Annotated in this window: 21 protein-coding genes; 13 read left to right on the top strand and 8 right to left on the bottom strand. The window is 67.7% G+C overall.

All coding sequences use genetic code 11. The annotated features are described in order from the left end of the window. Nucleotides 1-16 precede the first annotated feature (16 nt). The 3 genes from VKV26_20565 to solA form a co-directional block, all read right to left on the bottom strand. A complete protein-coding gene (locus tag VKV26_20565; protein HLZ72304.1) occupies nt 17-2299 on the bottom strand; it encodes a VWA domain-containing protein in 2283 nt (760 codons plus the stop codon). A gap of 94 nt (nt 2300-2393) precedes the next feature. Continuing rightward, nucleotides 2394-3788: a magnesium chelatase gene (locus tag VKV26_20560; GenBank protein ID HLZ72303.1), complete on the bottom strand. Its 1395-nt coding sequence runs from the start codon at nt 3786-3788 to the stop codon at nt 2394-2396. A gap of 292 nt (nt 3789-4080) precedes the next feature. Then, nucleotides 4081-5223 (bottom strand): N-methyl-L-tryptophan oxidase, encoded by a 1143-nt coding sequence (solA, locus tag VKV26_20555; GenBank protein ID HLZ72302.1) that lies wholly within the window; start codon nt 5221-5223, stop codon nt 4081-4083. Between the two features lie 185 nt (nt 5224-5408). Here solA and VKV26_20550 point away from each other — a divergent pair, with 185 nt between their 5' ends. Next, nucleotides 5409-6374, top strand: a complete 966-nt coding sequence (locus VKV26_20550; protein ID HLZ72301.1) for a magnesium transporter CorA family protein — start codon at nt 5409-5411, stop codon at nt 6372-6374. A 118-nt stretch (nt 6375-6492) separates the two neighbouring features. Here VKV26_20550 and VKV26_20545 read toward each other — a convergent pair whose 3' ends face one another. The 3 genes from VKV26_20545 to VKV26_20535 all read right to left on the bottom strand — a co-directional run bounded on the left by VKV26_20545 (nt 6493) and on the right by VKV26_20535 (nt 10228). Further along, complete coding sequence (locus VKV26_20545) at nt 6493-8253, bottom strand: ABC transporter substrate-binding protein (GenBank protein ID HLZ72300.1); 1761 nt, start codon at nt 8251-8253, stop codon at nt 6493-6495. A gap of 88 nt (nt 8254-8341) precedes the next feature. After that, a complete protein-coding gene (locus VKV26_20540; protein ID HLZ72299.1) occupies nt 8342-9262 on the bottom strand; it encodes an ABC transporter permease in 921 nt (306 codons plus the stop codon). Nucleotides 9263-9280: 18 nt separating this feature from the next. Beyond that, a complete protein-coding gene (locus VKV26_20535; GenBank protein HLZ72298.1) occupies nt 9281-10228 on the bottom strand; it encodes an ABC transporter permease in 948 nt (315 codons plus the stop codon). Nucleotides 10229-10481: 253 nt separating this feature from the next. On the opposite strand from VKV26_20535, the gene VKV26_20530 reads away from it, so the two are divergent. The 3 genes from VKV26_20530 to VKV26_20520 all read left to right on the top strand — a co-directional run bounded on the left by VKV26_20530 (nt 10482) and on the right by VKV26_20520 (nt 12522). Further along, nucleotides 10482-11159: a hypothetical protein gene (locus tag VKV26_20530; protein HLZ72297.1), complete on the top strand. Its 678-nt coding sequence runs from the start codon at nt 10482-10484 to the stop codon at nt 11157-11159. A gap of 212 nt (nt 11160-11371) precedes the next feature. Then, the gene (locus VKV26_20525) at nt 11372-12169 is read left to right on the top strand and encodes a hypothetical protein (GenBank protein ID HLZ72296.1); all 798 of its coding nucleotides are present in this window, start codon (nt 11372-11374) and stop codon (nt 12167-12169) included. Nucleotides 12170-12195: 26 nt separating this feature from the next. Continuing rightward, nucleotides 12196-12522: a hypothetical protein gene (locus VKV26_20520; protein HLZ72295.1), complete on the top strand. Its 327-nt coding sequence runs from the start codon at nt 12196-12198 to the stop codon at nt 12520-12522. A gap of 36 nt (nt 12523-12558) precedes the next feature. Here VKV26_20520 and VKV26_20515 read toward each other — a convergent pair whose 3' ends face one another. Beyond that, on the bottom strand, nt 12559-13005 hold the full coding sequence (locus VKV26_20515) for an OsmC family peroxiredoxin (GenBank protein ID HLZ72294.1): 447 nt from the start codon (nt 13003-13005) through the stop codon (nt 12559-12561). Between the two features lie 299 nt (nt 13006-13304). Between VKV26_20515 and VKV26_20510 the strand changes: the two genes are divergently transcribed. The 9 genes from VKV26_20510 to VKV26_20470 all read left to right on the top strand — a co-directional run bounded on the left by VKV26_20510 (nt 13305) and on the right by VKV26_20470 (nt 21759). Next, complete coding sequence (locus VKV26_20510) at nt 13305-13517, top strand: hypothetical protein (GenBank protein HLZ72293.1); 213 nt, start codon at nt 13305-13307, stop codon at nt 13515-13517. A 2-nt stretch (nt 13518-13519) separates the two neighbouring features. After that, nucleotides 13520-14170 carry a histidine phosphatase family protein gene (locus VKV26_20505; protein HLZ72292.1) on the top strand — a complete coding sequence of 217 codons (651 nt, stop codon included), beginning with the start codon at nt 13520-13522 and terminating at the stop codon, nt 14168-14170. A gap of 253 nt (nt 14171-14423) precedes the next feature. Further along, nucleotides 14424-15572 carry an acyl-CoA dehydrogenase family protein gene (locus VKV26_20500; protein HLZ72291.1) on the top strand — a complete coding sequence of 383 codons (1149 nt, stop codon included), beginning with the start codon at nt 14424-14426 and terminating at the stop codon, nt 15570-15572. Between the two features lie 177 nt (nt 15573-15749). Then, on the top strand, nt 15750-17357 hold the full coding sequence (locus VKV26_20495) for a carboxyl transferase domain-containing protein (GenBank protein HLZ72290.1): 1608 nt from the start codon (nt 15750-15752) through the stop codon (nt 17355-17357). Between the two features lie 77 nt (nt 17358-17434). After that, complete coding sequence (locus VKV26_20490) at nt 17435-17692, top strand: DUF433 domain-containing protein (protein HLZ72289.1); 258 nt, start codon at nt 17435-17437, stop codon at nt 17690-17692. Nucleotides 17693-17695: 3 nt separating this feature from the next. Continuing rightward, nucleotides 17696-18061, top strand: coding sequence for a DUF5615 family PIN-like protein (locus VKV26_20485; GenBank protein ID HLZ72288.1), 366 nt, complete (start codon nt 17696-17698; stop codon nt 18059-18061). 15 nt (nt 18062-18076) lie between these two features. Further along, nucleotides 18077-18721: a hypothetical protein gene (locus VKV26_20480; GenBank protein ID HLZ72287.1), complete on the top strand. Its 645-nt coding sequence runs from the start codon at nt 18077-18079 to the stop codon at nt 18719-18721. Nucleotide 18722: 1 nt separating this feature from the next. Continuing rightward, on the top strand, nt 18723-20789 hold the full coding sequence (locus VKV26_20475; protein ID HLZ72286.1) for an acetyl-CoA carboxylase biotin carboxylase subunit: 2067 nt from the start codon (nt 18723-18725) through the stop codon (nt 20787-20789). Nucleotides 20790-20829: 40 nt separating this feature from the next. Then, a complete protein-coding gene (locus VKV26_20470; protein ID HLZ72285.1) occupies nt 20830-21759 on the top strand; it encodes a hydroxymethylglutaryl-CoA lyase in 930 nt (309 codons plus the stop codon). Between the two features lie 81 nt (nt 21760-21840). On the opposite strand, the gene VKV26_20465 is transcribed toward VKV26_20470, so the two are convergent. Further along, on the bottom strand, nt 21841-22620 hold the full coding sequence (locus tag VKV26_20465) for an enoyl-CoA hydratase-related protein (GenBank protein HLZ72284.1): 780 nt from the start codon (nt 22618-22620) through the stop codon (nt 21841-21843). Nucleotides 22621-22752 lie beyond the last annotated feature (132 nt).

The following is a 22752-nucleotide window of genomic DNA, read 5'->3' as shown; positions in this document are numbered from 1 at the left end:
CCGGGACGCTCAGTCGTTATTTGCCGTTGATCGTCTTGCGCTTCGACGCCACGTAGTCGACGAGGATGTACTGACCCAGCTTGTCGGGCGTCGTGTAGAAGACGCGCCCCTTGTTGATCCGCGCGACCTGGTTGACGAACTCCTTGAGGTAGTAGTTACGGTCCAGCATGAAGGTATTGATCACGATGTCCTTCTGCGTGCACCGCTTCACTTCTTTGAGCGTCTCCCGGATCGTGACCGGGCTGGGCGGATAGGCGAAGTAGGAGCGGCCGCGCTCCAGGTGCGCCGTCGGCTCGCCGTCCGAGATCATGATGATCTGCCGGGTCCCCGCCTTGTGCTTGGCCAGCAGGCTCTGCGCCAGCATCAGCGCGTGGTGCATGTTCGTACCCAGCACCGACTCGTCCCAGCGCACGTAGGGCAGCTGTTCCGCCTGCAACTCCCGCGCGTAGGCGGAGAAGCCGATAATGTAGAGGCTGTCGCGCGTGAACTGGCTGCGAATCAGGTTGTTCAGCGCCAGCGCCACCTTCTTCGCTGCCTGGAAGCTGCCGCGCAGCGCCATCGACCACGACAGGTCGAGCATCATCACCGTCGCCGTCTGCGTCAGCAACTCCGAGCGGTAGACCTCGAAGTCGTCCGGGTGCAGCTTCACCGGCACACTGGGGCCGTCGCGGTAGAACGAGTTGGTGATCGTGCGCTGCAAATGCAGGTGGAACGGGTCGCCGAACTCGTAGAGCTTGGTGTCCTCGTTGCGCTCGCCGCCCTGGCCGCGCTCCTTCACCGCGTGCTTGCCGAAGCTGTCCTTCTTGAGCTGCGCGTAGATCTCGGTCAGCGCCTTCTGGCCGATCTTGCGCGTGCCGCGCGGCGTCAGCTCCCAGGTGTTGCCCTTGCGGCGGATGTAGCCCGCCTCTTCGAGGATTTCGAGGAACTGCTTGAGCTGCTTCAGCGTTTCGGCCGCCTCGTCGCCCAGCAGCTCGCGCAGCTTCTCCTCGTCGATCTCGTCGATGTCGCCGCCGTACTGCGTCTTCTCGAGCTGGCGCTCGAGCTGGTCCATGCCCTGCATGCGCTCCATCAGGCGCATCGCCTCGGAGAGGTCCAGCTCTTCGTCGCCGCGGAAGGCGTACTGGTTCTGCAGGTCGCGCATGTTGCCCATGAACTCGAGGTTGGCGCGCAGCTCGTCTAACTCGGCCTGCAGCTCCGGATCGCCGATCTTGTCGTTGAGCAGGTCTTCAAGCTGGCGGCGCATCTCGCCGGGCATGCTGCTCAAGAGGTTCTGCATCTGCGCGATCTGCTGCTGCATGCCCTGCAACAGCTCGTCGAGGCTCTGCGGCGGGTTGTCGCCGAACAGGTCGCCGTACTGCTGCATGAACTGGTCGAAGTTCGGCTCGCCGCCGCCCATCTTGTCCTGGAGCATCTGGTTGAGGTCGCGCACCATCTGCTTCATGCGCGCCAGATCTTCCGGCGACATGTTCTGGATCTGGTTGTACATATCCTTGAAGAAGGTATCCATCATCGCCTTCTTCAGGGATTCCATCAGCTCCTGGAACTGCGCCTGCGCCTCCGGGTCCATGAACTCGTAGTTCTGCAGCTCCTTGACGGCGCCGCCCAGGTCGCCCGGCAGGTTTTCGAGGAAGTTCTTCTTGCGGCCGGCGATGTTGCGCAGCATCTGGCCGAACTCGTCCTGACCGCCGCCCTGCTGGCCTTGCTGGCTGCCCTGCTGCCCGCCTTCGCCGCTCTCGCCCTGCTGCGCCCGCGCGCCTTGTTGCCCGCCCTGTGCGCCGGCCTGCCGTCCCTGCTGCTGGCCGCGCTGCCCGCGTTGCTGCTGCCCGCCCTGCATCCCCTGCTGGCCGGCGGCCTGCATGCCGTCTTCGCCCGCTTCGCCCTGCTCGCCGGATTCGCCGGCCTGCTGGCCTTCCTGCGGCTGGCCGTCCTGGCCGCCACGGGCTTGCGGCTGGCCGCCCTCGTCCCGGCCGTTGACCTCGTCCAGGCGGCGGTCGATCGTCTCGCGCTCGCGCTCCACGATCTCGTTCAGCTTGCGCTTCAAGTCGTCGAAGACAGAGCTGAGGTTGAAGCGGTCGAGCTGCTGGCGGCGTTGCTGCCGCAACTGTTGCAGCAGATCGCGCAAGCCCTGCATGCGCTGCATGCCGGGGCCGCGCATGCCGCGCTGCATCATCTGGCGCAGCGCGTGTTGCAGGTCGCCGAAGTTCATCAGGTCGTCGGTAAGCGACTCGAGCACGTCGTCGGCGTTAAGCTCGGGGATCTCCTGCGTGCCGTCCCACTCGGTATAGCGGTAGAGAACCATCGTGTCCGTCCGTCCTGCCCGCGGTTCCTGCCGCGAACCGTTGGGCGGCTGCAGCCGCCCTGCCTGTCTGCGCCGTTGCCGAACGCCGCCGGGCTCAGCCGCGGTACTGGGCGCGCCCGCCGACTTTGTCCTTGTTCAGCCGCTTGTTCAGGTGCAACCCTTCCAGGATGAACTCGACCGCCGAGGCGGTGAGCGCCGGGTTGCCGCCGGCGCCGAGCTTGTTCACGGCGCGGTCCAGCCCCTCGATGCTCTTCGCCACCTTGACGTAATCCCTGGACGGCATCTGGTCGGAGACGTCGAGCGAGAGGCCGCTCTTGAATTTGGCGACCACGTCTTCCAGCTCGCCGATGTTGAAATTGCGGTTGAACACCGCCGCGGCGCCGCCCTGGATCAGCTTGTCGATGATCTGGTCCTCGCGCCCGTCCTCCACCGTCTCCAGCTCGATCTTGCCGCTGATCGCCGGCACGATGTAGGGCAGATCGGAGATGCGCGGCACGACTTCGTCCTCGCTCAGGCGAATCGAGCGCCGCAGCGCGTTGGCGAGCAGGCTCTCGTAGTCCGCGATCGAGGCGCGCACGGAGACGCCGGAGCGCTGGTTCACATCGGGGCTGCGCCGCGCCAACCGCGTGATCTCGGCCACGATCTCCTTCATGTACTGCGGGACGGTGACCTTGTAGTCCTCCGCCGGGAACTGCCACATCTCCCGCTCCATGATGTCGATCTCGTGATCGACGTTGCGCGGGTAGTGGGTGCGGATCTGCGCGCCGTAGCGGTCCTTCAGCGGCGTGATGATGCGGCCGCGGTTGGTGTAGTCCTCGGGGTTGGCGCTGGCGACGACGACGACATCGAGCGGCAGGCGGATGCGGTAGCCGCGGATCTGCACGTCGCGCTCTTCCATGATGTTGAGCAGGCCCACCTGGATGCGCTCGGCCAGGTCTGGCAGCTCGTTGATGCAGAAGATGCCGCGGTTGGTGCGCGGCACCAGGCCGTAGTGGATCGTCATCTCGTCCGAGAGGTACCGGCCCTCCGCAACCTTGATCGGGTCCACCTCGCCGATCAGGTCGGCGATCGTGATGTCCGGCGTGGCGAGCTTCTCACCGTAGCGATCGTCGCGCCCGAGCCACTGGATCGGCGCCGCGTCGCCCTGCTCGGCGATGATGTCGCGGCCGCTCCTGGTGATCGGATCAAACGGGTTCTCGGGGATCTCACAGCCGGCGAGCACAGGGACTTCCTCGTCAAGCAGGTTGACGAGCGAGCGGATCAGGCGCGACTTGGCCTGGCCGCGCTCGCCGAGGAAGATGATGTCTTGCCCGGCCAAAAGCGCGTTCTGAATCGCCGGGATCACCGACTCCTCGAAGCCGACGATGCCGGGAAAGATCAGCTCGTCTCGGCGGATCTTCTCGATCAGGTTCTTGCGCATCTCCTCGCGGACGCTGAGCACCCGGTAGCCGGATGCCCGTAGCTCGCCCACGGTACGGGGTTTCTCCATCGATGGTGCCACAGTGTCCTCGTCTCTTTGGTCTCCGACGGCGTCCAGGCCAGGCCCGGTCCCCGATCAGGCGGCCGGCCGCGCCGGCGATGCAGCGTGATGGGCGGATCCAGCCGGCACCGCCGTGATCCAGCGCGCCGGTGCCCCGCGATCCCGCCAGCCCCAGTATAGCGCCTGCTATCGTCCACGCTGCGCGCGGCTATGCAGCAGCAGCGGGCCAGCGGTGCGCGCATCGTACTCCGGCGGGCGCCCGCGCCACAACCCGCCAGATCGGTCAGGAGTTCGTCGCGGGCTACGCCTCCGCCGGCGCAGCGAAGCGATCGAGGGTAAACAGTTCGATCGGGTGCCGCGTGCGGCCATCGATCGCGAGCTCGGCCAGGACTTCGCCCATGACGCTCGCGAACTTGAAGCCGTGGCCGGAGAAGCCCGCGGCGATCGCCACCCGTGGGTACGCCGGATGCAGGCCCACGGCGAAGTGCTCATCCGGCGTGTTGGTGTACATGCAAACGGCCGTCTCAGTCGGCTGCCCGTCCAGCCCCCTGAACGAGGCGCGCAGGCAGGCGCGGATCGCCGCGATCTCCGTGCCGCCCACGCCGCGCTCGAGCGCGTCCGGGTCCACGCTGATGCCGCTGTGGTGGAAGCCGGCCTTCACGCCTTCGCCGTGCAGGTCCGGCAGGCCGTAGAAGGCGTGCACGGGCTTCTCCCAGATGAAGACCGGCAGCCGCTCGGAGCGGAAGCGCTCGGCGCCTGCGTCGGGCCGGAACCAGCAGAGCACGTTGCGCTCGGGCGCCAGCGCCAGGCCGAGATCCGCGAGCAGCCGTCCTGCCCAGGCGCCCGCCGTGACCACCAGCCGATCGGCCTGAAACCGCTCGCCTGCCGCCTCGACTTCAACGCCGTCGCCGGCGATGCGCCAGCCGCTCACCGGCGTCTGGAAGCGCAGATCGGCGCCGAGGGTGGCGGCGCATTGCAGGTGGGCGCGGATGCAGTCTTCGGGAAACAAGGCGCCGGCGGCCGGGTCGACGAGCGCGACCTCGGCGTCGTCCGGCGTGATCGGGTAGCGGCGGCGCAGCTCTGCCGCGTCGAGGATCTCGTGCCGCAGGCCATGCTCGCGGGCGCTGGCCAGCGAGCCGGCGACGGTGGCGCTCTCCGGCCTGCCGATCATCAGCCCGCCGGTGATGCGCAGCAGCTCGTGCCCGGTCTGCAGCTCCAGCTCGCGCCACAGCTCGTAGGCGCGCAACAGCAGCGGCACGTACTGCGGCCCTTCGATATAGGACTGGCGGATGATGCGCGAGCGCCCGTGCGAGGAGCCGCGGTCGTGGGCAGGGGTGAACTGTTCCAGACCGAGCACGCGCCGGCCCCGCCGGGCAAGGTGGTAGGCCGCGGCGCTGCCCATGCCGCCCAGCCCCAGCACGATTGCATCAAAGCGTGCCGCCACGCCACGCCTCCCGGTACCGCGCTTCCCGCTTCAAGTGATTCAAGTCAATGGGCGCGGAGGCGCGGCGTCAAGCGGCAACGCAAGCCGGCGCCGCCACGGCTGGCGGAAACAGAGGCGATCGGACACACTCGGGCGAGGGCCGGTCGGTGGGCCGGTGCCGCCCCAACGCTGCGGAGGCAACCACCATGATCCATGTGCGCGCCCGCGGCAGCGACGGCCGCGTTTATATCGATCTCCCGATCGACAGCCTGCACGCGATGGCCGACGACGAGCATGCGCTCGTCTGGCTCGACCTTGAAGCACCCACGCCCGATGAGATCGGGCTGGCCGGCACCATCTTCGGCTGGGTGCACCTGACCGTCGAAGACCTGGTGCGGCAGGGCCAGCGCGCGAAGCTGGAGAGCTTTCCCGGCTACTCCTATCTGGTGATGCATGCCCTCAGCTACGACGCTGCCGGTGGACGCCTCGCCACGCCCGAGCTCGATTTTGTCATCGGCCGCAACTACATCGCCAGCGTGCACGCGCAGCCGCTCGCGCAGATCACCCAGAGCCGCGAAGCGCAGCAGCGCACGGAGCAGATGCTCGGCGCCGGGCCGGACTACCTGCTCTACACGCTGACCGACCTGCTGGTCGACAGTTACTTTCCGGTGATGGATCAGCTCGACGATGCCCTCGACGGACTGCAGGACCAGATCGTCACGAAGCCGACCAACGCGGAGATGTCGCGCATCTTTGATATGAAGCGTGACGCCGTGCTCCTGCGCAAGGTGATCAGCCCGCAACTGGAGATCTTCTCGCGGCTCACCAGCCCGGACACGGGCATCGTGCGGCCGGAGACGGCCGTCTACTTCCGCGATGTACACGATCACGTGATCCGCATCTTCGAGGTGGCCGACGGCTACCGCGACCTGCTCGCCGGCGCGCTGGACGCCTACCTCTCGACGGTCTCGAACCTCATGAACGACGTGATGAAGCGGCTGACCGTGCTGACGGCGTTGTTTCTGCCGATCACCGCGGTCAGCGGCCTGCTCGGCATGAACCTGCGGCGTTCGCCGCCGTGGACGGACTCGCTGTTCTGGGTGTTGGTCGGCGTGCTGCTGGGCCTGAGCGCGGCGCAGTTCGTCTACATGCGGCGCCGCGGCTGGACCTGACGCCGGACGGTGCATCAGGCGGGAGAAAGCGGCGATCGCCTCGCGCCGAGCGAGCAATGGCGCTGGAAGCAGCGCTCGCCTGCGCCACTGCTGCTCTGAGTCGGTTTCGCTGCACGGGTTAGCTATTGGGCAGCGGATCGAACCAGCAGTTCTCCCACTCGCGGTAGCTGTTCGAATTGCCCATCTGCATCTGCTTATAGTTGCGGAAGCGCTTGCGCGCCAGCTCATCTGTACCGGTCGAGACTAGCCAGACGTTCGGCGCATCGTCCACCAGCAGCAGCTGCAGATCGCGCACGATCTTCTTCCGCGCGTCCAGGTCGAACTCTCCGCGCTGCTGTTCGAGCAGGGCGTCGGCCTGCGTGCTGGTGTAGTGCGTGTTGTTGGCGTTGCCGTCGGAGTGGAAGTAGGCATAGAGGCCGCGATCGGGATCTTCCCACGACCAGTCGCCGAAGCTGGTCATCTGGTAGTTCTGGCCGCCGCGGTAGACCTGCGTGATCCAGGCGGTGTCTTCGATCTGGTCGATATCGATCGTGACGCCGACGGGCTTCATCACCTGCTGCAAGATCTGCGAGACGGCCGGCCCGGAGTACTGGCGCGAGATCGTCGTCTTGACGCGCAGGGGCTTGTCCGCGGTAAAGCCGGCCGCTTCGAGCAGCGCCTTGGCCTTCGCCACGTCGGTCTTGGGGAAGTCACTCTCTTTGAGGCCCCAGACGCTGGCGAGGGGCATGGGGCCGGCACGCTGGGCGAGGCCGCCGAAGATCTTGATCATGCTGTCGTAGTCGGCGCCGTAGAGGAACGCCTGGCGCACGCGCTTGTCATTGAACGGCGGCGCGGTCGTGTTGAAGAACGCCTTGGTGCCCGAGTTATTTGAGCCGGTGCGCTTGATCTCGTTCACATCGGGGAGCGAGTTCTTAATCTCGTCAATGGTCGAGAAGGGGATCGTCGGCGGCGAGCCGCCCCAGATTTCCGTCTCGCCGGCGCGGAAGTTGGCCGTGCGGGCGCCGAGGTCCGGCACCACGCGCATCACCACGTGATCGAGAAAGGGCTGGCCGCTGCGGAAATACTCCGGGTTGCGGTCGAAGTGCAGCGCCACGCCCGATTGCCAGTCCTTGAAGAGGAACGGCCCGGTGCCGATCGCTTTGCGGTTCACGTCGGGCGTGTCCGCCAGCTCGTGCGGCATGATGATGCTCCACGTGTGACCGGCGATGGCGATGAAGGCGGCGTAGGGCTGCTTGGTGGTGACGACCACGGTGTTTGGATCGGGCGCCTCAACCTTGTCGACCGGCGCCCAGGCCGAGCGAGTGCGCAGCTCCGGGTCCGAGCCGCGCATGCGGTCGATGCTGTACTTAACATCGTCGGCGGTGAACGGACGGCCGTTCACGGGCGCCGTGTTGTGCCACTTCGCGTTCTTCACCAGCGAGAAGCGGTACGTCAGCTTGTCGACCTGCTCCCAGCCGCTGGCCAGCTCGTCGGAGACATAGATGATGCCCGGCGCGGCCACGAAGTCCTCGGCGCGTTTGAGCAGGTGGTTGTAGACCAGGTTCGCCGCCTGGATCGATCCGGGCGTCTCTTGGCGATGGTTGTCGAGCGAGATCGGCTCGTCCGGCTGGTCAATGTTGAACGTGCCGCCGCGCTTGGCGTTCGCAAGCGCGGGATCGGCCGTTGCGAGGGCCTGGGCGGTCGGTGGCGCCGGCGCCACGGTGCCCGCAACGCGGGCGTTCGACCCCGCGGTTGCCGCCGGCTTACTGCTGTTGTTGCCGCTGGAGCAGCCGGCGGCGGCGGCCATCGCCGCCGTGAGCGCCGCCGCGCCGCCGGTCAGGAAGCCGCGCCGCCGCACGCCTCGTCGCGCCAGTGCTGTCCAGTAGCCGTCCTCTGCCATGGTGCCTTCTCCTTGTCCTGCTGTCCTGCGTGGCAGACGGCGCGGGCGCCGGGGCCGCGCCGTGGTGTCCTTGCGCGTCGGCGCGCGGTCATGCTCGGCCGCGCAGCCGTGGGTCCAGCACATCGCGCAGCGCGTCTCCGAACAGGTTGAAGCCCAGCACCACGAGGGTGATAGCCGCGCCGGGGAAGAAAGCCAGCCACCAGGCCGTCTGCATGATGTAGATCGCGTCGCCCGAGAGCATTGAGCCCCAGGTGGCCGTGGGCGGCGGCGGCCCCAGGCCGAGGAAGCTCAACGAGGACTCCACCAGGATCGCCGTACCGAAGCGCGCCGTGACGACCACGATGATGATCGCCGTGATGTTCGGCAGGATGTGCCGCACCATGATGCGCAGGCTGTTGGCGCCCGTACTGCGCGCCGCCTCCAGGTACGGTTGTTCTTTGATCGAGAGCACCGGTCCACGCACGATGCGCGAAAGCGAAGGAAAGGTGACCAGCCCAATGGCGATGCTGACGTTCTTCACCGATGGACCGACGAGGCCGACCAGCGCGATCGCCAGGATCAGCCCCGGAAAGGCCAGTGCGGCATCGACGACGCGCTGCAGCACCATGTCTACTGCACCGCCGAAGTAGCCGGAGACCACCCCGATTGCGGTGCCGATCGCGGTGCCGATCGCGACCGAGATGATGCTCACTTCCAACGACGCCCAGGCGCCGTAGACGACGCGGCTGTAGACGTCGCGGCCATAGTTGTCCGTGCCGAAGTAGTGCCGGCCGCTGATGCCGTGCAGCACCTCGTTCGGGTTGAGCGCATTGGGATCGTGCGTGGCGATCCATGGATGCACGATCGCCATAACGATCAGCACCAGGGTAATCGCCCCGCCGAAGGCGCCCAGCGGCTTGCGGCGGCAGAAGCGGGCAACCGCCAGCGGCCAGGAGACGATGCTCGTCGCCGGGGTGTCGGGCGCGAACACCAGCCGATCGTCGCGAGCGGCGCGTTCCGCGGTGGCCATCTGCTGCGTTCCCCCCGCTTACGAATAGGTGATGCGCGGATCCAGATAGCCGTACAGCAGATCGACGAGCAGGTTCATCAACAGATACACGAGGGAGAAGATCAGGACATAGGCCTGCACCAGCGGGTAGTCGCGACGGCTGACCGCGCCGAGCAGGCTGCGGCCCATGCCGGGCAGCGCGAACACCTGCTCGGCGATGACGGCGCCGCCAAGCAGCACCGAAAACTGCAGGCCAAGCACCGTGACGATTGGAATCAGCCCGACCTTGACGCCGTGGCGGAGGACCACGGTGCGTTCGCGCAGCCCCTTGGACCACGCCGTGCGGATGAAGTCTTGCCGTAGGATCTCGAGCAAGCTGGAGCGCATCAACCGCAGCACGAAGGCGGCGGAGCCGACACCGAGCACCAGTGCCGGCCAGATCATGCGCCGGAAGTTCATGCCCGGGTCGTGCCACGGCGTGGCATAGCCCGTGAGCGGCGGCTTCCAGCCGAACCAGATCTGCGGCAGGGTGATCAGCAGGATCGCCAGCCAGAAGGAGGGAATGGCGAGGAAGAGGATGGCCGTGAAGCGCAGCGACTGGTCGAGCAAGCTGTCCTGGCGCACCGCCGAGAGGATGCCCAGGGGGATGGCGAAGACGGTCGAGATCACCACGGCGAGCAGCGCCAGTTCGAGCGTGACGGGGAACTTGTCGCGCACCACGTTGGCCACCGGGCGATATTCCCATTGCGACTGGCCGAAATCGCCGGTGAGCGCGTGGCCGATCCACTTGATGTATTGCACCGGCAGTGGGTCAGTCAGTCCCAATTTGACACGGTAGTCGTGGATCTCCTGGGGCGTGGCGTCGTTGCCCAGCTTGAGGGCCGCGAGATCGCCGGGGATGACTCGAATCAGCGCGAAGGCGCCGAACGTCACCAGCACCAGCACGGGGATGCTCGCGAGCAGGCGGCGCAGGATGTAGGTCGACATCGGCGCCCCCCGCAATGCTGGCAGGATCCGGTTTCGATGGCGGACTGGTCAAGCGCTCAGTATTGGTGAAGATAGGGCATCAGCCGGCCGCTGGCAACTGTGTGTTGTTCCGCTTTCAGACGAGCCCGTAGTCCGGGCCCGGTCAGGATTCGGCGCCGGTACACCCACGATGTTGTGCCCGCTCGGGATCGATCCTCGAAATGTGGTAGCGTGCGCGGCAAGGACGACAAGCAGCAGTTTCGGAGGACAGACCATGGGTGGAGAGAAGTGCGCACTGCTCTTTGTGCAGGCCGACGTGGAGCCGGGGCATGAAGCCGAGTGGAACGGCTGGTACAACCGCAAGCACGTGCCGGACCTGCGCTCGGTGCCGGGCATCACCAGCGGCCGGCGCTTCGAAGTTGCGGCGGAGTACCCGGGTGTCGGCCCCGCCGGGTCTCTGCCGCGCTACCTCGCCCTCTATGACCTGGAGAACGCCGCCGTGCTCAGCGGCGAGGCATACGCCGCCCTGTCGAAGCCGCCGCTGCGCACGGACGAAGACCGCGCCATGCTGCGCCTGTTCCGCAACGTGAACCGCGCCGTGTTCGAGCAGATCTCGGACGGCCGCGGCCAGGCGAGCGATCCCACGACCGCTGCCGGCGGCCAGCTCGCCGTCGGCCTGGTGCCGAAGACCGGTTACGACGAGGAGTACAACGCCTGGTACGACGACGAGCACATCCCCTTATTGCTGAAGGTGCCCGGCGTGCTGCGCGCCCGCCGCTTCCGTGCGCTGGAAGGCGAGCCCCGCTACCTTGCGCTCTACGACCTGGCCGCGCCGGAGGTGCGCCACAGCCCCGCCTTCTCGCAGGCGGCCGACACGCCCTGGTCCGCTCGCATGCGCGCCCACTGCGAACGACGCCTCACCGGACTCTACCGGCCGGTTGCATCGTCGTAACAGCACCTGCGGCCGCGCCCGCTCCGCGTTTGCAATAGGAAACTCTCGTTTGACCGATTTTGCCGGTCTATGCGCGCTCGGTTACAGTACGGTCCTGCGGCGAACGATCTGACTCACGGTGGCACGTATGTGTGCGATCCGCGGGAACCGGTGCACAGAAAGGAGAAGCCCACGCGATAACCGGGCTCGGCGCCCGTTGAAGGATGACACCGATGAATCGTCGAACAATGTGGCTCGTGGGCGTCGCCGTGGCCGTGCTCGTCATCATTCTCGTGCTGGTCGGGTTGGTGCTCGCCACACGCGGCTCGGGCAGTGGCACGGCAGATAACCCCGGCGGCGGCGATGTTGGCGGGGGAGCGGCGCCCGCCAACGCCCAGGCAGACAAGCAGACGGCGACGCAACTCCCCGTTCAGCTGGCGAAGTTGCCGCCGCCCGAACAGCCGTTTCACGGCTGCCCGGGAACCGGCGACGGCGGCGATCCGGTGCTCAATACCCTCAAGAACCGCACCGATACCGGAAACTGGACCCCGGTCGCGTTCGATGCACTGGAAAAGCTCGCCTGGCCCCATGCAGCCGAACGCACGAAGTACGACTCCTGGTCGAAGGATGTGCGCGCGCAGATCGACAAGTACAACGGCATTCCGGTGCAGATCGAGGGCTATCTCTTCGCTGCACATAAGCAAGGGCCAGAGTCCAACAACTGCCATGCCGCCGGCCTGACGGACTTCCACATCTGGCTCACCGCCGGACCGAAGGAGGACCGCACGGCCTCGATCGTGGTCGAGATGACACCGCGCATGCTGGAGCAGCACCCGAAGTGGACGGTCGACGTGCTCAACCAGATCGCCCACAACAACGAACGCGTGCGCGTCAGCGGCTGGACGATGTTCGATCCCGAGCACCCCGACCAGGTGACCAAGACCCGCGGCACGATCTGGGAGATCCATCCCGTGATGCAGCTCGAGGTGATGCGGGATGGCCGCTGGCAGAGCCTCGACGACCTGAAGTGAGGCGTCGGACGCGAGGAGGAGACGCCATGAGCTTGTTCGATAAGGCCAAGGACGCGGTCGATCGGCTGGCGCACCAGGCGGCGCCGGCCAAACCTCGTGCGGACCAGCCACCGCCGGCGTCGAGCGCCGCGGACGCGTCCGCACCGATCCACAAGGCGGTGAACCTCAAGCTGTGGCTCACGGTGGAAGGCGACCAGCCCCCGGCTGCGGACTTTTCCGCGCTGGCACAAGCCGCGGTGCGCTCGGCGCTGGGCTCAGGCGCGACCGCCGACGGCACGGCCGTGACGTTCCAGGTCTTGTCTGTCGAAGAGACCTCGGAGACGCCCGACGAGGCCGACATGTCCCACGCCTGACCGCGCGACGGCAGGGCCGCGACGCGCCGCCGCGGCTCAGTCCAGTGTGGCGTTCACCGTGATCCCGACGTTGCCGCGCAGGGCGTTGGAGATCGGGCAGCCCTGTTCGGCGGTGTGCGCCGCCTCGGCAAAGGCGGCCTGCTCGAGGCCGGGAACCACGCCGCGCACGTCCAGTGTCATGGCCGACACGCGGAAGCCGCCGCCCTCGTTGCGATCGAGCGAGCAGACGGCGTTGACCGTGAGGCGCTGCGGCGGCGTCTTCTGCCGCGCCAGCGTGGCGGCGAAGGCCATGGCGAAGCAGCTCGCATGCGCCGCGGCCAGCAGCTCTTCGGGGCTGGTGCGGCCGTTGGCCTGCTCCGTGCGCGACGCCCAGGTGACCGGCGCCTCGCGCAGGGCGCCGCTGCTTTCCAGGCTGAGCGAGCCGCTGCCGTCGATCAGCTGGCCGGCCCACACGACCACGGCCCGGCGTTCTGCCACTGCCATCACGCACTCCTTCTGCACCGGTCGTCCTTACAGATGGTTTCAAAACCGGCGTTCAGGTGCGATCGCACACCTACAAGCGGGAACTCGAGCCGGTTTTGAAACCATGTCTTAGCCGGCTGCCTGGCCGGCCGGCCGTCCTCAGTTCAGCGGCACAGGAGGGCTGCCGCAAGGCGCGCAGGAGCTATCTCGGCAGCGGCCCAGGCGCTGCGTGTAAGCGCGGGCTCGGATACACTCGCGCAAGACCTGCCGCCCGCGGCCGTGGGCCGGGAATCTCGAGATCGAGCGAGGAGTCGAACACGATGGCCGTAGCGTGGGCGGAGATCGCGCCCTTTGTGCAGGAAGCGTTCGACCGCGTGGGCCGTGTCGAGCGCGCCGACGTGGTGGACCTCGCCTACGACCAGAATGCGAACGATGACGTGGTCGACGCGCTGGACATGATCGGCTCGCGCGTGTTCCCGACCGTGGAAGCGACGCGCGATTTCCTGGTCGGTCAGAAGGCGGTCAGCGAGTAGCGATGGCGCGCCAGCCGGGCAACGAGGCGGCGGCCGTGCCGGCCGGCACGGTCTATTGCGTGCGGCACGGGCTGGTTCACAACCCCAACCGCATCGCCTACGGCTGGCTGCCGCGCTACCGCCTGGCGGAAGTAGGCCGGCTGCAGGCGGCGGCCACGGCAGAGTACCTTGCGGGCCGCGGCATCGGCTTCGTCCTCACCAGTCCGCTGCTGCGGGCGCGGCAGACGACAAGCATCATCGCCGCGCGGCTGCCGGACGTGCCGGTGCGCCGCAGCCGGCTGCTGATCGAGAGCGGCCTGGCGCGCCACTGGCAGGGCGAGAGTTGGAGCGAGATTCCCCTGAACCACGCCGCGGCCTGGGAGCTGTTCCAGAATGCGCCCGGCGCGCTGACGCTGGGCGAGCCGATGGCGGCGATGGCCGCGCGGCTACGTCGGGCGCTGGCGCTGGCGCTGCGGCTCTCCGGCGGCCGCCCCGCCGTCTGTGTCTCCCACCGCGACCCAATCCTGGCGCTGCGGCTGGCGGTCGAGGGGCGCTCCTTCGATTTGCTGCACCGCACCGCCTGCAACCCCGCCTCCGTCACCGCGATCGAGTCCAATGCCGGCCATCTGCGGCTCGTCGAGTATGTTGAGCCGTACGCCGGCCCGGCGGAGTGACATGGCCTTGCGGCCCTCTATCCCCCGTCCCCTTTCCCCAATCCTGGAGGGAAAGGGGCGATCGTGTGGAGCAGGAATCGGACGGCGTCGGGTTAACCGGTCAGCGATCGGAACGCTGCGCACATGATCGCCCCTCGCCCATTGCGATGGGCGAGGGGCGGGGGTGAGGGGCCGTGGCTGCTTTCCGCGGCGGCGCCCGCGGCGCTACCGTGAAGGGGAAGCGTTTGCCGTGGCGGCGAGGGAGGCTCTGGCCATGGAGTTTGAACTGGACGAGGCGCATCGCCTGCTGCGCGACACGGTCGGCAACTGGGCCGCGCGCGAGATCGGCCCGATCGCGGCCGAAATCGACCGCCGCGACGAGTTTCCCATGCAGCTCTGGCCGCAGATGGGCGAGTTGGGCCTGCTCGGCGTCACGGTGCCGGAGGACGCCGGCGGCAGCGGCTTTGATCTGCTGGCCGGGGTGTTGGCGATCGAGCAGATCGGCCGCTTCTCCGCCTCCGTCGCGCTCTCCTACGGCGCCCACGCGAACCTGTGCGTGAACAACCTCTATGTAAACGGCAACGAGGCGCAGCGCCGCCGCTATCTGCCGCCGCTGATCTCCGGCCAGGCCGTTGGCGCGCTGGCGCTGACGGAGCCGGACGCCGGTTCGGACGCGGTCGGCCTGCAGACCACGGCGCGGCGTGACGGCGACGACTATCTGCTAACGGGCTCGAAGCTGTACATCACCAACGGCCCGATCGCCTCGACCTTCGTGCTCTATGCCAAGACCGAGCCCGAGCGCGGCTCGCGCGGCATCACCGCCTTTATCGTCGAGCGCGACTTTCCTGGCTTCGCGGTGGCGCGCAGTCTGGAGAAGCTTGGTCACCGCGGCTCGCCCACGGCCGAGCTGCGGCTGGACGACTGCCGCGTGCCCGCGCAGAACGTGCTGGGCACGCTCAACAACGGCGTCGAAGTGATGATGTCCGGCCTCGACAGCGAGCGGGCGTTCCTGGCCGGCGAGCAGCTCGGCATCGCTCAGGCCTGTCTCGACGACTCGATCGCCTACGCCAGGGAGCGCAAGCAGTTCGGCCAGCGCATCGGCGACTTCCAGCTCGTGCAGGCGATGCTGGCCGACATGTACACCGAGCTTGAGGCCGCGCGCTGGTTGACCTACCGCACCGCCTGGCTCGCCTGGCATGCGCCCAAAGGCGTCCGTTTCAACAAGGAAGCCGCGGCGGCGATCCTCTACGCGGGCGAGATGGCGACGCGCTGCGCACTGAAGGCGGTGCAGATCTTCGGCGGCGCCGGCTACATGGCCGAGGCGCCGGTGGCCCGCTACCTGCGCGATGCCAAGCTGCTGGAGATCGGCGCCGGCACCAGCGAGATCCGCCGCCTGATCATCGCCCGCGAACTGCTCAAATAGCCCGTACCGCACTCTCCCCCTCTCCAGTGCATGGAGTGCATGGAGTGCATGGAGTGCATGGAGAGGGTGCCGGGGCCAGAGCGCAGCGCAACCGTCGGAGACTTGAAACGAGGCCACGCTATGACCACCACACTGGACCGGCTCTCCCTCGACGGCGCCGCCGCGCCGCTCGCCGCCCTGCCGCAGCTGCACTCCGCGATCGATCCGGAAAGCCGCGAGTTCCGCCAGAACGCCGAGGCGATGCGCTCGGCGGTGGCCGAACTGCGCGAGCGCGTGCGCACGGTGCAAGCCGGCGGCGGCGAAGCCGCGGTGGAGCGGCATCGCCGCCGCAACAAGCTGCTGCCGCGTGAGCGCATCGACCTGCTGCTCGACGCCGGCTCGCCGTTTCTGGAATTGAGCCCGCTTGCCGCCTGGGAGATGTACGACGGCGACGCACCCGCGGGGGGCATCGTCACCGGCATCGGCCGCGTCTGCGGCCAGGAGGTCGTGATCGTCGCCAACGACGCGACGGTGAAGGGCGGAACGTATTACCCGATCACCGTGAAGAAGCACCTGCGGGCGCAGGAGATCGCGCAGCAAAACCGGCTGCCCTGCATCTATCTGGTCGATTCCGGCGGCGCCTTTCTGCCGCTGCAGAGCGAGGTCTTTCCCGACCGCGAGCATTTCGGCCGCATCTTCTACAACCAGGCGCAGATGTCGGCGGCGGGCATTCCCCAGATCGCGGCGGTGATGGGCTCCTGCACGGCCGGCGGCGCCTACGTGCCCGCGATGAGCGACGAGACGATCATCGTGCGCGGCAACGGCACGATCTTTTTGGGCGGGCCGCCGCTGGTGAAGGCGGCGACGGGCGAAGAGGTCACGGCCGAAGAGCTCGGCGGCGCCGACGTGCACACGGCCGTCTCCGGCGTGGCCGACCACTACGCCGTCAGCGACGAGCATGCGCTCTCGATCTGCCGCAGTATCGTCGCCAATCTCAACCGTGAAAAGCAGTTTCCCTGGCCCGTGACACCGCCCGAGCCGCCGCTCTACGACCCGCAGGAGATCTACGGCGCGGTTCCGGCCGATCTGCGGCGCAGCTTCGACGTGCGCGAGATCATCGCCCGCATCGTGGACGGCAGCCGCTTTCACGAGTTCAAGGCGCGCTACGCCACCACGCTCGTCTGCGGCATCGTGCGAATCATGGGCTTTCCCGCCGGCATCGTCGCCAACAACGGCATCCTGTTCTCCGAAAGCGCACTGAAGGGCGCACACTTCATCGAGCTGTGCGCGAAACGCAAGATTCCGCTGATCTTCCTGCAGAACATCACCGGCTTCATGGTGGGCAAGGAGTACGAGAACAAAGGCATCGCCCGCGACGGCGCCAAGATGGTGATGGCGGTGGCCAACGCGGCGGTGCCGAAGTTCACGGTGGTGATCGGCGGCTCGTTCGGCGCCGGCAACTACGCGATGTGCGGCCGTGCCTACTCGCCGCGTCAGCTCTGGATGTGGCCCAATGCGCGCATCTCGGTGATGGGCGGCCAGCAGGCGGCCAACGTGCTGCTGACCGTGCGGCTGGACGGCCTGCGGGCGCAGGGCCGTGAGATGAGCGGCGAGGAGCAGGCCGCCTTCATGCAACCCGTGCTCGATACGTACGAGCACGAGGGCAGCCCCTACTTCAGCACGGCACGGCTCTGGGACGACGGCATCATCGATCCGGCCGACACACACACCGTGCTCGGTCTCGGCATCTCCGCCGCGCTCAACGCCCCGATCGAGGAGACGCGGTGGGGCGTCTTCCGGATGTAGACTTGAGTTGAGCGAGCGGCCCGCGGATTGTCTGGTTGACCGGCCTGCACGTCGGGAAGAAACGGATGGCTAGAGCAATGGGCACGAACTTCGCTGAGTGCGAAGATTGGCGCGATCTGATCGTGCATAATCCCGATATTTTGGGCGGAAAGGCAACGATACGCGGCACGAGACTTGCCGTGGACATGATTCTCGACGATCTGGCGGGTGGCCATGCGGCCACCGAATTGTTAGAAGCGCTGCCCACGCTTACGGAAGCGGGGCTGCGCGCCTGTCTTGCCTATGCCGCCGAGAGTGTCCGATCGGAGCACGTTCTCTCGCTCGAAGCCGATTGACAGGTGAAGTTTCTAGCCGATGAGAACGTGCGCGAACCGATCATTTCTGCGCTTCGAGCAGACGGTCATACCGTTCTGAGTATTGCGGAGACATCGCCGGGAATTGATGACGTCCGCGTGCTTGAAATGGCGCGCAAGACGGAGTCCGTTCTGCTCACCCACGATCTTGGAATCAGCGAACTCGTGTTTAGGCGTCGCCTGCCTCCGCTTCCGGGCATCATGCAACTGCGCTTCCCCTCGCGGATGCGATACTCCGAAATGGCTCGGCTGGTCGTCGCCGTGGTTCGCACGGGTGCCAACTTTCGCGGCCAAATCGCAACGATCACGCGCCGCCGGGTACGCTTCGAGCCGCTGCCTCCCAATACGTGAACTGGAGTACGTCGCGTGCCGCTGCAGAATCGCGTAACGCCGTGGGGCGAGATCATCAAGACGCCGGCGCGCGGCACGCTGTTCGGCAACCGCGGCGGCTGCTTTCACACGGTGGACCAAGAGCTGCTGCCGCTGAAGCGCTGGGTGGGGCGGCGCTGGATCGCTTGCCTGCTGGAGTTCAAGGGCCGCCGACGCAAGCTGATGCAGCCCAACCGCTACACCGAGCTGTTCTTCCTCGACGAGGCGACGGCGCTCGCCGCCGGCCACCGCCCATGCGCCCAGTGCCGCTGGGGCGACTACAACCGCTTCATCGACGCCTGGCTTGCCGGCAACGCGGTGCTCCGCATCGAGCGGGCGCGCTGCACCGACGCGATCGATGCCGTGCTGCACCGCGAGCGCGTAACGCCGCGCCGCGAGAAGGTCACCTATCTCGCGCGGCTCGGCGATCTGCCGGACGGGGTGTTCGTCACGTTCGACGGCGCGGCCGGCGCCTGGACGCCGCGTGATGGCCGGCTGCACCGCTGGACGTCGGCAGGGTATGCCGAATCGCGGCCGGCAGCCGCCGTGCACGAGGTGAGGGTGCTGACGCCGCGCTCGATCGTGAACGCCATCGCCGCGGGCTACGTGCCGATGACGCATCCAACGCTGGCGAACGCGTAGAATCCGGGTAGGGGCCATCGCGGCCACGCACTCCGCGGAGAGCGCCGTTCTGTTCGGAAAAATCCTGATCGCCAACCGTGGCGAGATCGCGGTGCGCATTGCACGGACCTGCCGTGCGCTGGGCGTGCGCGTCGTCGCGGTGTATTCCGATGCGGACAGCACCGCCCTGCATGTGCGCGTGGCGGACGAGGCGTACCGCATCGGTCCGCCGCCCGCGCGTGCGAGCTATCTCAACATCGACGCGATCCTCGAAGCGGTGCGGGAGAGCGGCGCGGAGGCGATCCATCCCGGCTACGGCTTTCTCTCTGAAAACGCCGAGTTCGCGGAGCGTGTGGCGGCGGCAGGGATCGCCTTCATCGGCCCGCCGGCCGCCGCGATCCGGGCGATGGGTGACAAGGCGGAGGCGAAGCGGCTGATGGAGGCCGCCGGCGTGCCCGTGGTGCCCGGCTACCAGGGCGAGGACCAATCCGACGCACGGCTCGCGGCCGAAGCGCAACGCACCGGCTTTCCGCTGCTGATCAAGGCGTCCGCCGGCGGAGGCGGCCGCGGCATGCGCGAAGTGCCCGACCTGGCTGCCTTCCCCGAACAACTGGCCGGGGCGCGGCGCGAGGCGCTTTCGGCCTTCGGCGACGATCGCATGCTGCTGGAGCGGCTGGTGCAGCGTGGGCGTCACGTCGAAATGCAGGTCTTCGGTGATGCGCGCGGCAACATCGTCTACCTGGGCGAACGCGACTGCTCGGCTCAACGCCGGCACCAGAAGGTGATCGAAGAAGCGCCCTCGCCGGCCGTGGACGAGGCGCTGCGGCGGCGCATGGGCGAGGCGGCGGTGCGGGCGGCGCGTCGCGTCGGCTACACGAACGCGGGCACGGTCGAGTTCCTGCTGGCCGAGGGCGGCGCGTTTTACTTCCTGGAGATGAACACGCGCCTGCAGGTGGAGCACCCGGTGACGGAGTTCGTGATCGGGCTTGACCTGGTGGAGTTGCAACTGCGCGTGGCCGCCGGCGAGCCGCTGTCCTTCACTCAGGATGCGGTGCACTTGCGCGGTCATGCGATCGAGGCGCGGCTCTACGCCGAGGATCCGGCGCACGGCTTCCTGCCTTCGACCGGCCAGATCACCCGCTTCGATTTGAAGAGTGCGTTTCCCGTTCGCCGGCAGCCGGCTGGTGAGGACGTGCGCATCGACTCCGGCTTCGCGGCCGGCGCTGCCGTCAGCCCCTACTACGACTCGATGCTCGCCAAGATCATTGCCTTCGGCGCCGACCGCGAGCAGGCGCGCGAGCGCTTGCTGCACACGCTGGAGACGGCGCACGTCCAAGGCGTGCAGACGAACCTGTCATTGCTGAGCGCGGTCATCGCTTCGGACGCCTTCGCGGACGGCGCCGTGACGACCGACTGGCTGGAACCGTTCTGGCAGGAGACGCTCGCAGAGCACGCCACCGCCGCGTTTCCCCACGAGGCGCTGCTCGCCGCGGCCGGCCTTGCGCTCACGGAAGCGGCGGCAGACCTGGCGAGCGATCCCTGGCGCTCGCTCGGCCCGTGGCGCGTTTCGGCGTTGCCTCGAACGTTACGCTTCCAGAGCGGTGCAGCTACGGCGATAGTCACGGCCACGCCGGATACCGAGGCAAATGCCTGGCAGGTGCAGATCGACGGTCGCTGGGTCACTTGCCGCTTCGAGCGTGTTTCGCCCGACGAGCTGCTGGTCATGCGTGGGCACAAGGTGGTGGACGTCCGCCTGCTCGATCGGGCGGGCATGACGGCGCGGTTGCAGGTCGGCGGCAGCGAGTACGAGGTTGTGAGCCTTGCTACACCAGCGCCCGACATCGCGGCGGCGGGCGCCGAGGCGGGGACGGGCAGCGGCCGGCTTACGGCGCCCATGCCCGGTGTGATCGTCAAGCTGGGCGTGGCGGAGGGCGAGCGCGTGCAGGCGCACCAGACGCTGGCCGTGCTCGAAGCGATGAAGATGGAGCACGCGATCCAGGCGCCGGCGGAGGGCATCGTTTCCAGGGTCCATGTGAGCGAAGGCAGCCGTGTCGCCGGTGGCGCGCTGCTGATCGAGCTGGAGCTGTGAGCACGGCCGCGCCACGGCGGGAGAGACGGGCATGGGTGTGTTGAGCGGCGTGCCGCGCAAAGTCCGCATCGTCGAGGTCGGGCCGCGCGACGGCCTGCAGAACGAAGCGGTGATGGTGCCGGCGGCGGACAAAGTCCGCTTCATCAATATGCTGAGCGCCGCCGGCTTCCCCGAGGTCGAAGCGACCTCGTTTGTGAGCCCGAAAGCGATCCCCCGCCTGGCGGACGCCGGCGAGGTTTTCCCCGCGATCGAGCGGCGGGACGGCACGCGCTATCCTGTGCTGGTGCCGAATGTGCGCGGGCTGGAACGGGCCGTTGAGGCGGGTGTGACGGAAATCGCGGTCTTCACCGCCGCGTCAAACACGTTCAATCAGCACAACATCAACGCCACGATCGACGAATCACTGGAGAACATCGCCGCCGTGATGGCGCGGGCGAAGCCGCTGGGCCTGCGCGTGCGCGGCTATGTCTCTACCTGTTTCGGCTGCCCCTTCGAGGGCGAGGTGCCCGCCGCGGCCGTACTCGACGTTTCTGTGCGCCTGCACGACCTCGGCGTGGACGAGCTCTCGATCGGCGACACGATCGGCGTGGGCACGCCGAACCAGGTGGAGGAAGTCGTCGGGCTGCTGCTGCAACGGATTCCGGCGGGGCGGATCGGCCTGCACCTGCACGACACGCGCGGCACGGCGCTTGCCAACACCGTCGTGGCCTTGCAGATGGGCATCACCTGCTTCGACTCGGCCGCCGGCGGGCTGGGCGGCTGCCCCTACGCGCCCGGCGCCTCGGGCAACCTGGCGACGGAAGATCTGCTGTACCTGCTGCACGGCATGGGCATCGAGACCGGCGTCGATCTGGAAAAGGTGGCCGAAGCCTCGCGCTTCATCCAGGGCGTGCTCGGCCACGCGCTCACCAGCCGCTATCTGGCGGCGGGGCGTCCATCCTTCGGTTCATCCCCTGGCCCCCAATTCTAGGAGACGGGGAGTCTTCTTCTCAGTTCGTGCCGAAGCTCCCCCTCCATGCCATGGAGAGGGGCCGCGGGTGAGGCCGCGCGCTCATCGCCCGGTGAACTGCGGCGAGCGCTTTTCGATGAACGCGGCGATGCCCTCTTTGGCGTCGGCGCTCTGACTGGCGCGTTCCTGCTGCTCTGCCTCGAAGTCCAGCATGGCCGCCAGCGGAGTGGTGGCGCTCAGGTCAAGACCGCGCTTGATCGTCGCGTAGGCGGCGGTCGGCCCGGCGGCCAGCTTCTCGGCGAAGGCGAGGGTGTCGGCAAAGAACGTATCGGCGGGGAAGACGCGGTTCACCAGGCCGATGCGCTCGGCCTCGCGCGCGGCGATGATCTCGCCGGAGAGCATCAGCTCCATCGCCTTGCCGTGCCCCACCAGGCGCGGCAGATAGAAGAGGCCGCCGGCGTCGGGAATCACGCCGATGCCGACGAAGACCTGGCCGAAACGCGCTGCCTCCGAGGCGAGGCGCAGATCGCAGCAGAGCGCCAGGTTCAGCCCCGCGCCGACGGCCACGCCGTTCACCGCGGCAATCACCGGCTTGGGTAGCTCGCGCGTGCGATTGATGATGGGGAAGTACCACTGGCGCAGGATCTCGCCGGAGCCGAGGCCGGATGCCATGGCCCTCAGGTCTTGCCCGGCGCAGAAGCCGCGGCCGGCGCCGGTGATCACGACGCAGCGCACGCTCGCGTCCTCGCCGCAGCGGTCGAGCGCCTCGCGCCACTCGCGTGCCATCGCTTCGTTCATCGCGTTGAGTTGCTGCGGCCGGTTCAGCGTGATCAGCGCCACGCCGTTCGGCTGCACTTCGAACTGCACAGCCTCGTCGCTCATCGTCTTCCCCCAGACCGGCAGCGCCGCCCCGGCAGGCGAATTGTTGCCCGCGCCGCCCACGCGGCCGCCGCTCGTGCGGATAGCAATGCTACCATGCTGGCCGGCGGCCGATCTGGAAACCATCTGCAACGG

The sequence above is a fragment of the Dehalococcoidia bacterium genome (genome assembly GCA_035310145.1).
Classification (GTDB): domain Bacteria; phylum Chloroflexota; class Dehalococcoidia; order CAUJGQ01; family CAUJGQ01; genus CALFMN01.
Note: the sequence above shows the minus strand (reverse complement) of the source record. Positions and strands in the feature narration are given on the sequence as shown.

Excerpts from the sequence above, each read along its gene's own strand:
- VKV26_20465 (HLZ72284.1), bottom strand. The coding sequence starts at position 22,620 with ATGAGCGACGAGGCTGTGCAGTTCGAAGTGCAGCCGAACGGCGTGGCG.
- VKV26_20565 (HLZ72304.1), bottom strand. The coding sequence starts at position 2,299 with ATGGTTCTCTACCGCTATACCGAGTGGGACGGCACGCAGGAGATCCCC.
- VKV26_20530 (HLZ72297.1), top strand. The coding sequence starts at position 10,482 with ATGGGTGGAGAGAAGTGCGCACTGCTCTTTGTGCAGGCCGACGTGGAG.
- VKV26_20535 (HLZ72298.1), bottom strand. The coding sequence starts at position 10,228 with ATGTCGACCTACATCCTGCGCCGCCTGCTCGCGAGCATCCCCGTGCTG.
- VKV26_20520 (HLZ72295.1), top strand. The coding sequence starts at position 12,196 with ATGAGCTTGTTCGATAAGGCCAAGGACGCGGTCGATCGGCTGGCGCAC.
- VKV26_20550 (HLZ72301.1), top strand. The coding sequence starts at position 5,409 with ATGATCCATGTGCGCGCCCGCGGCAGCGACGGCCGCGTTTATATCGAT.
- VKV26_20505 (HLZ72292.1), top strand. The coding sequence starts at position 13,520 with ATGGCGCGCCAGCCGGGCAACGAGGCGGCGGCCGTGCCGGCCGGCACG.
- VKV26_20560 (HLZ72303.1), bottom strand. The coding sequence starts at position 3,788 with ATGGAGAAACCCCGTACCGTGGGCGAGCTACGGGCATCCGGCTACCGG.
- VKV26_20500 (HLZ72291.1), top strand. The coding sequence starts at position 14,424 with ATGGAGTTTGAACTGGACGAGGCGCATCGCCTGCTGCGCGACACGGTC.
- VKV26_20510 (HLZ72293.1), top strand. The coding sequence starts at position 13,305 with ATGGCCGTAGCGTGGGCGGAGATCGCGCCCTTTGTGCAGGAAGCGTTC.
- VKV26_20490 (HLZ72289.1), top strand. The coding sequence starts at position 17,435 with ATGGGCACGAACTTCGCTGAGTGCGAAGATTGGCGCGATCTGATCGTG.
- VKV26_20515 (HLZ72294.1), bottom strand. The coding sequence starts at position 13,005 with ATGGCAGTGGCAGAACGCCGGGCCGTGGTCGTGTGGGCCGGCCAGCTG.
- VKV26_20545 (HLZ72300.1), bottom strand. The coding sequence starts at position 8,253 with ATGGCAGAGGACGGCTACTGGACAGCACTGGCGCGACGAGGCGTGCGG.
- VKV26_20540 (HLZ72299.1), bottom strand. The coding sequence starts at position 9,262 with ATGGCCACCGCGGAACGCGCCGCTCGCGACGATCGGCTGGTGTTCGCG.
- VKV26_20525 (HLZ72296.1), top strand. The coding sequence starts at position 11,372 with ATGAATCGTCGAACAATGTGGCTCGTGGGCGTCGCCGTGGCCGTGCTC.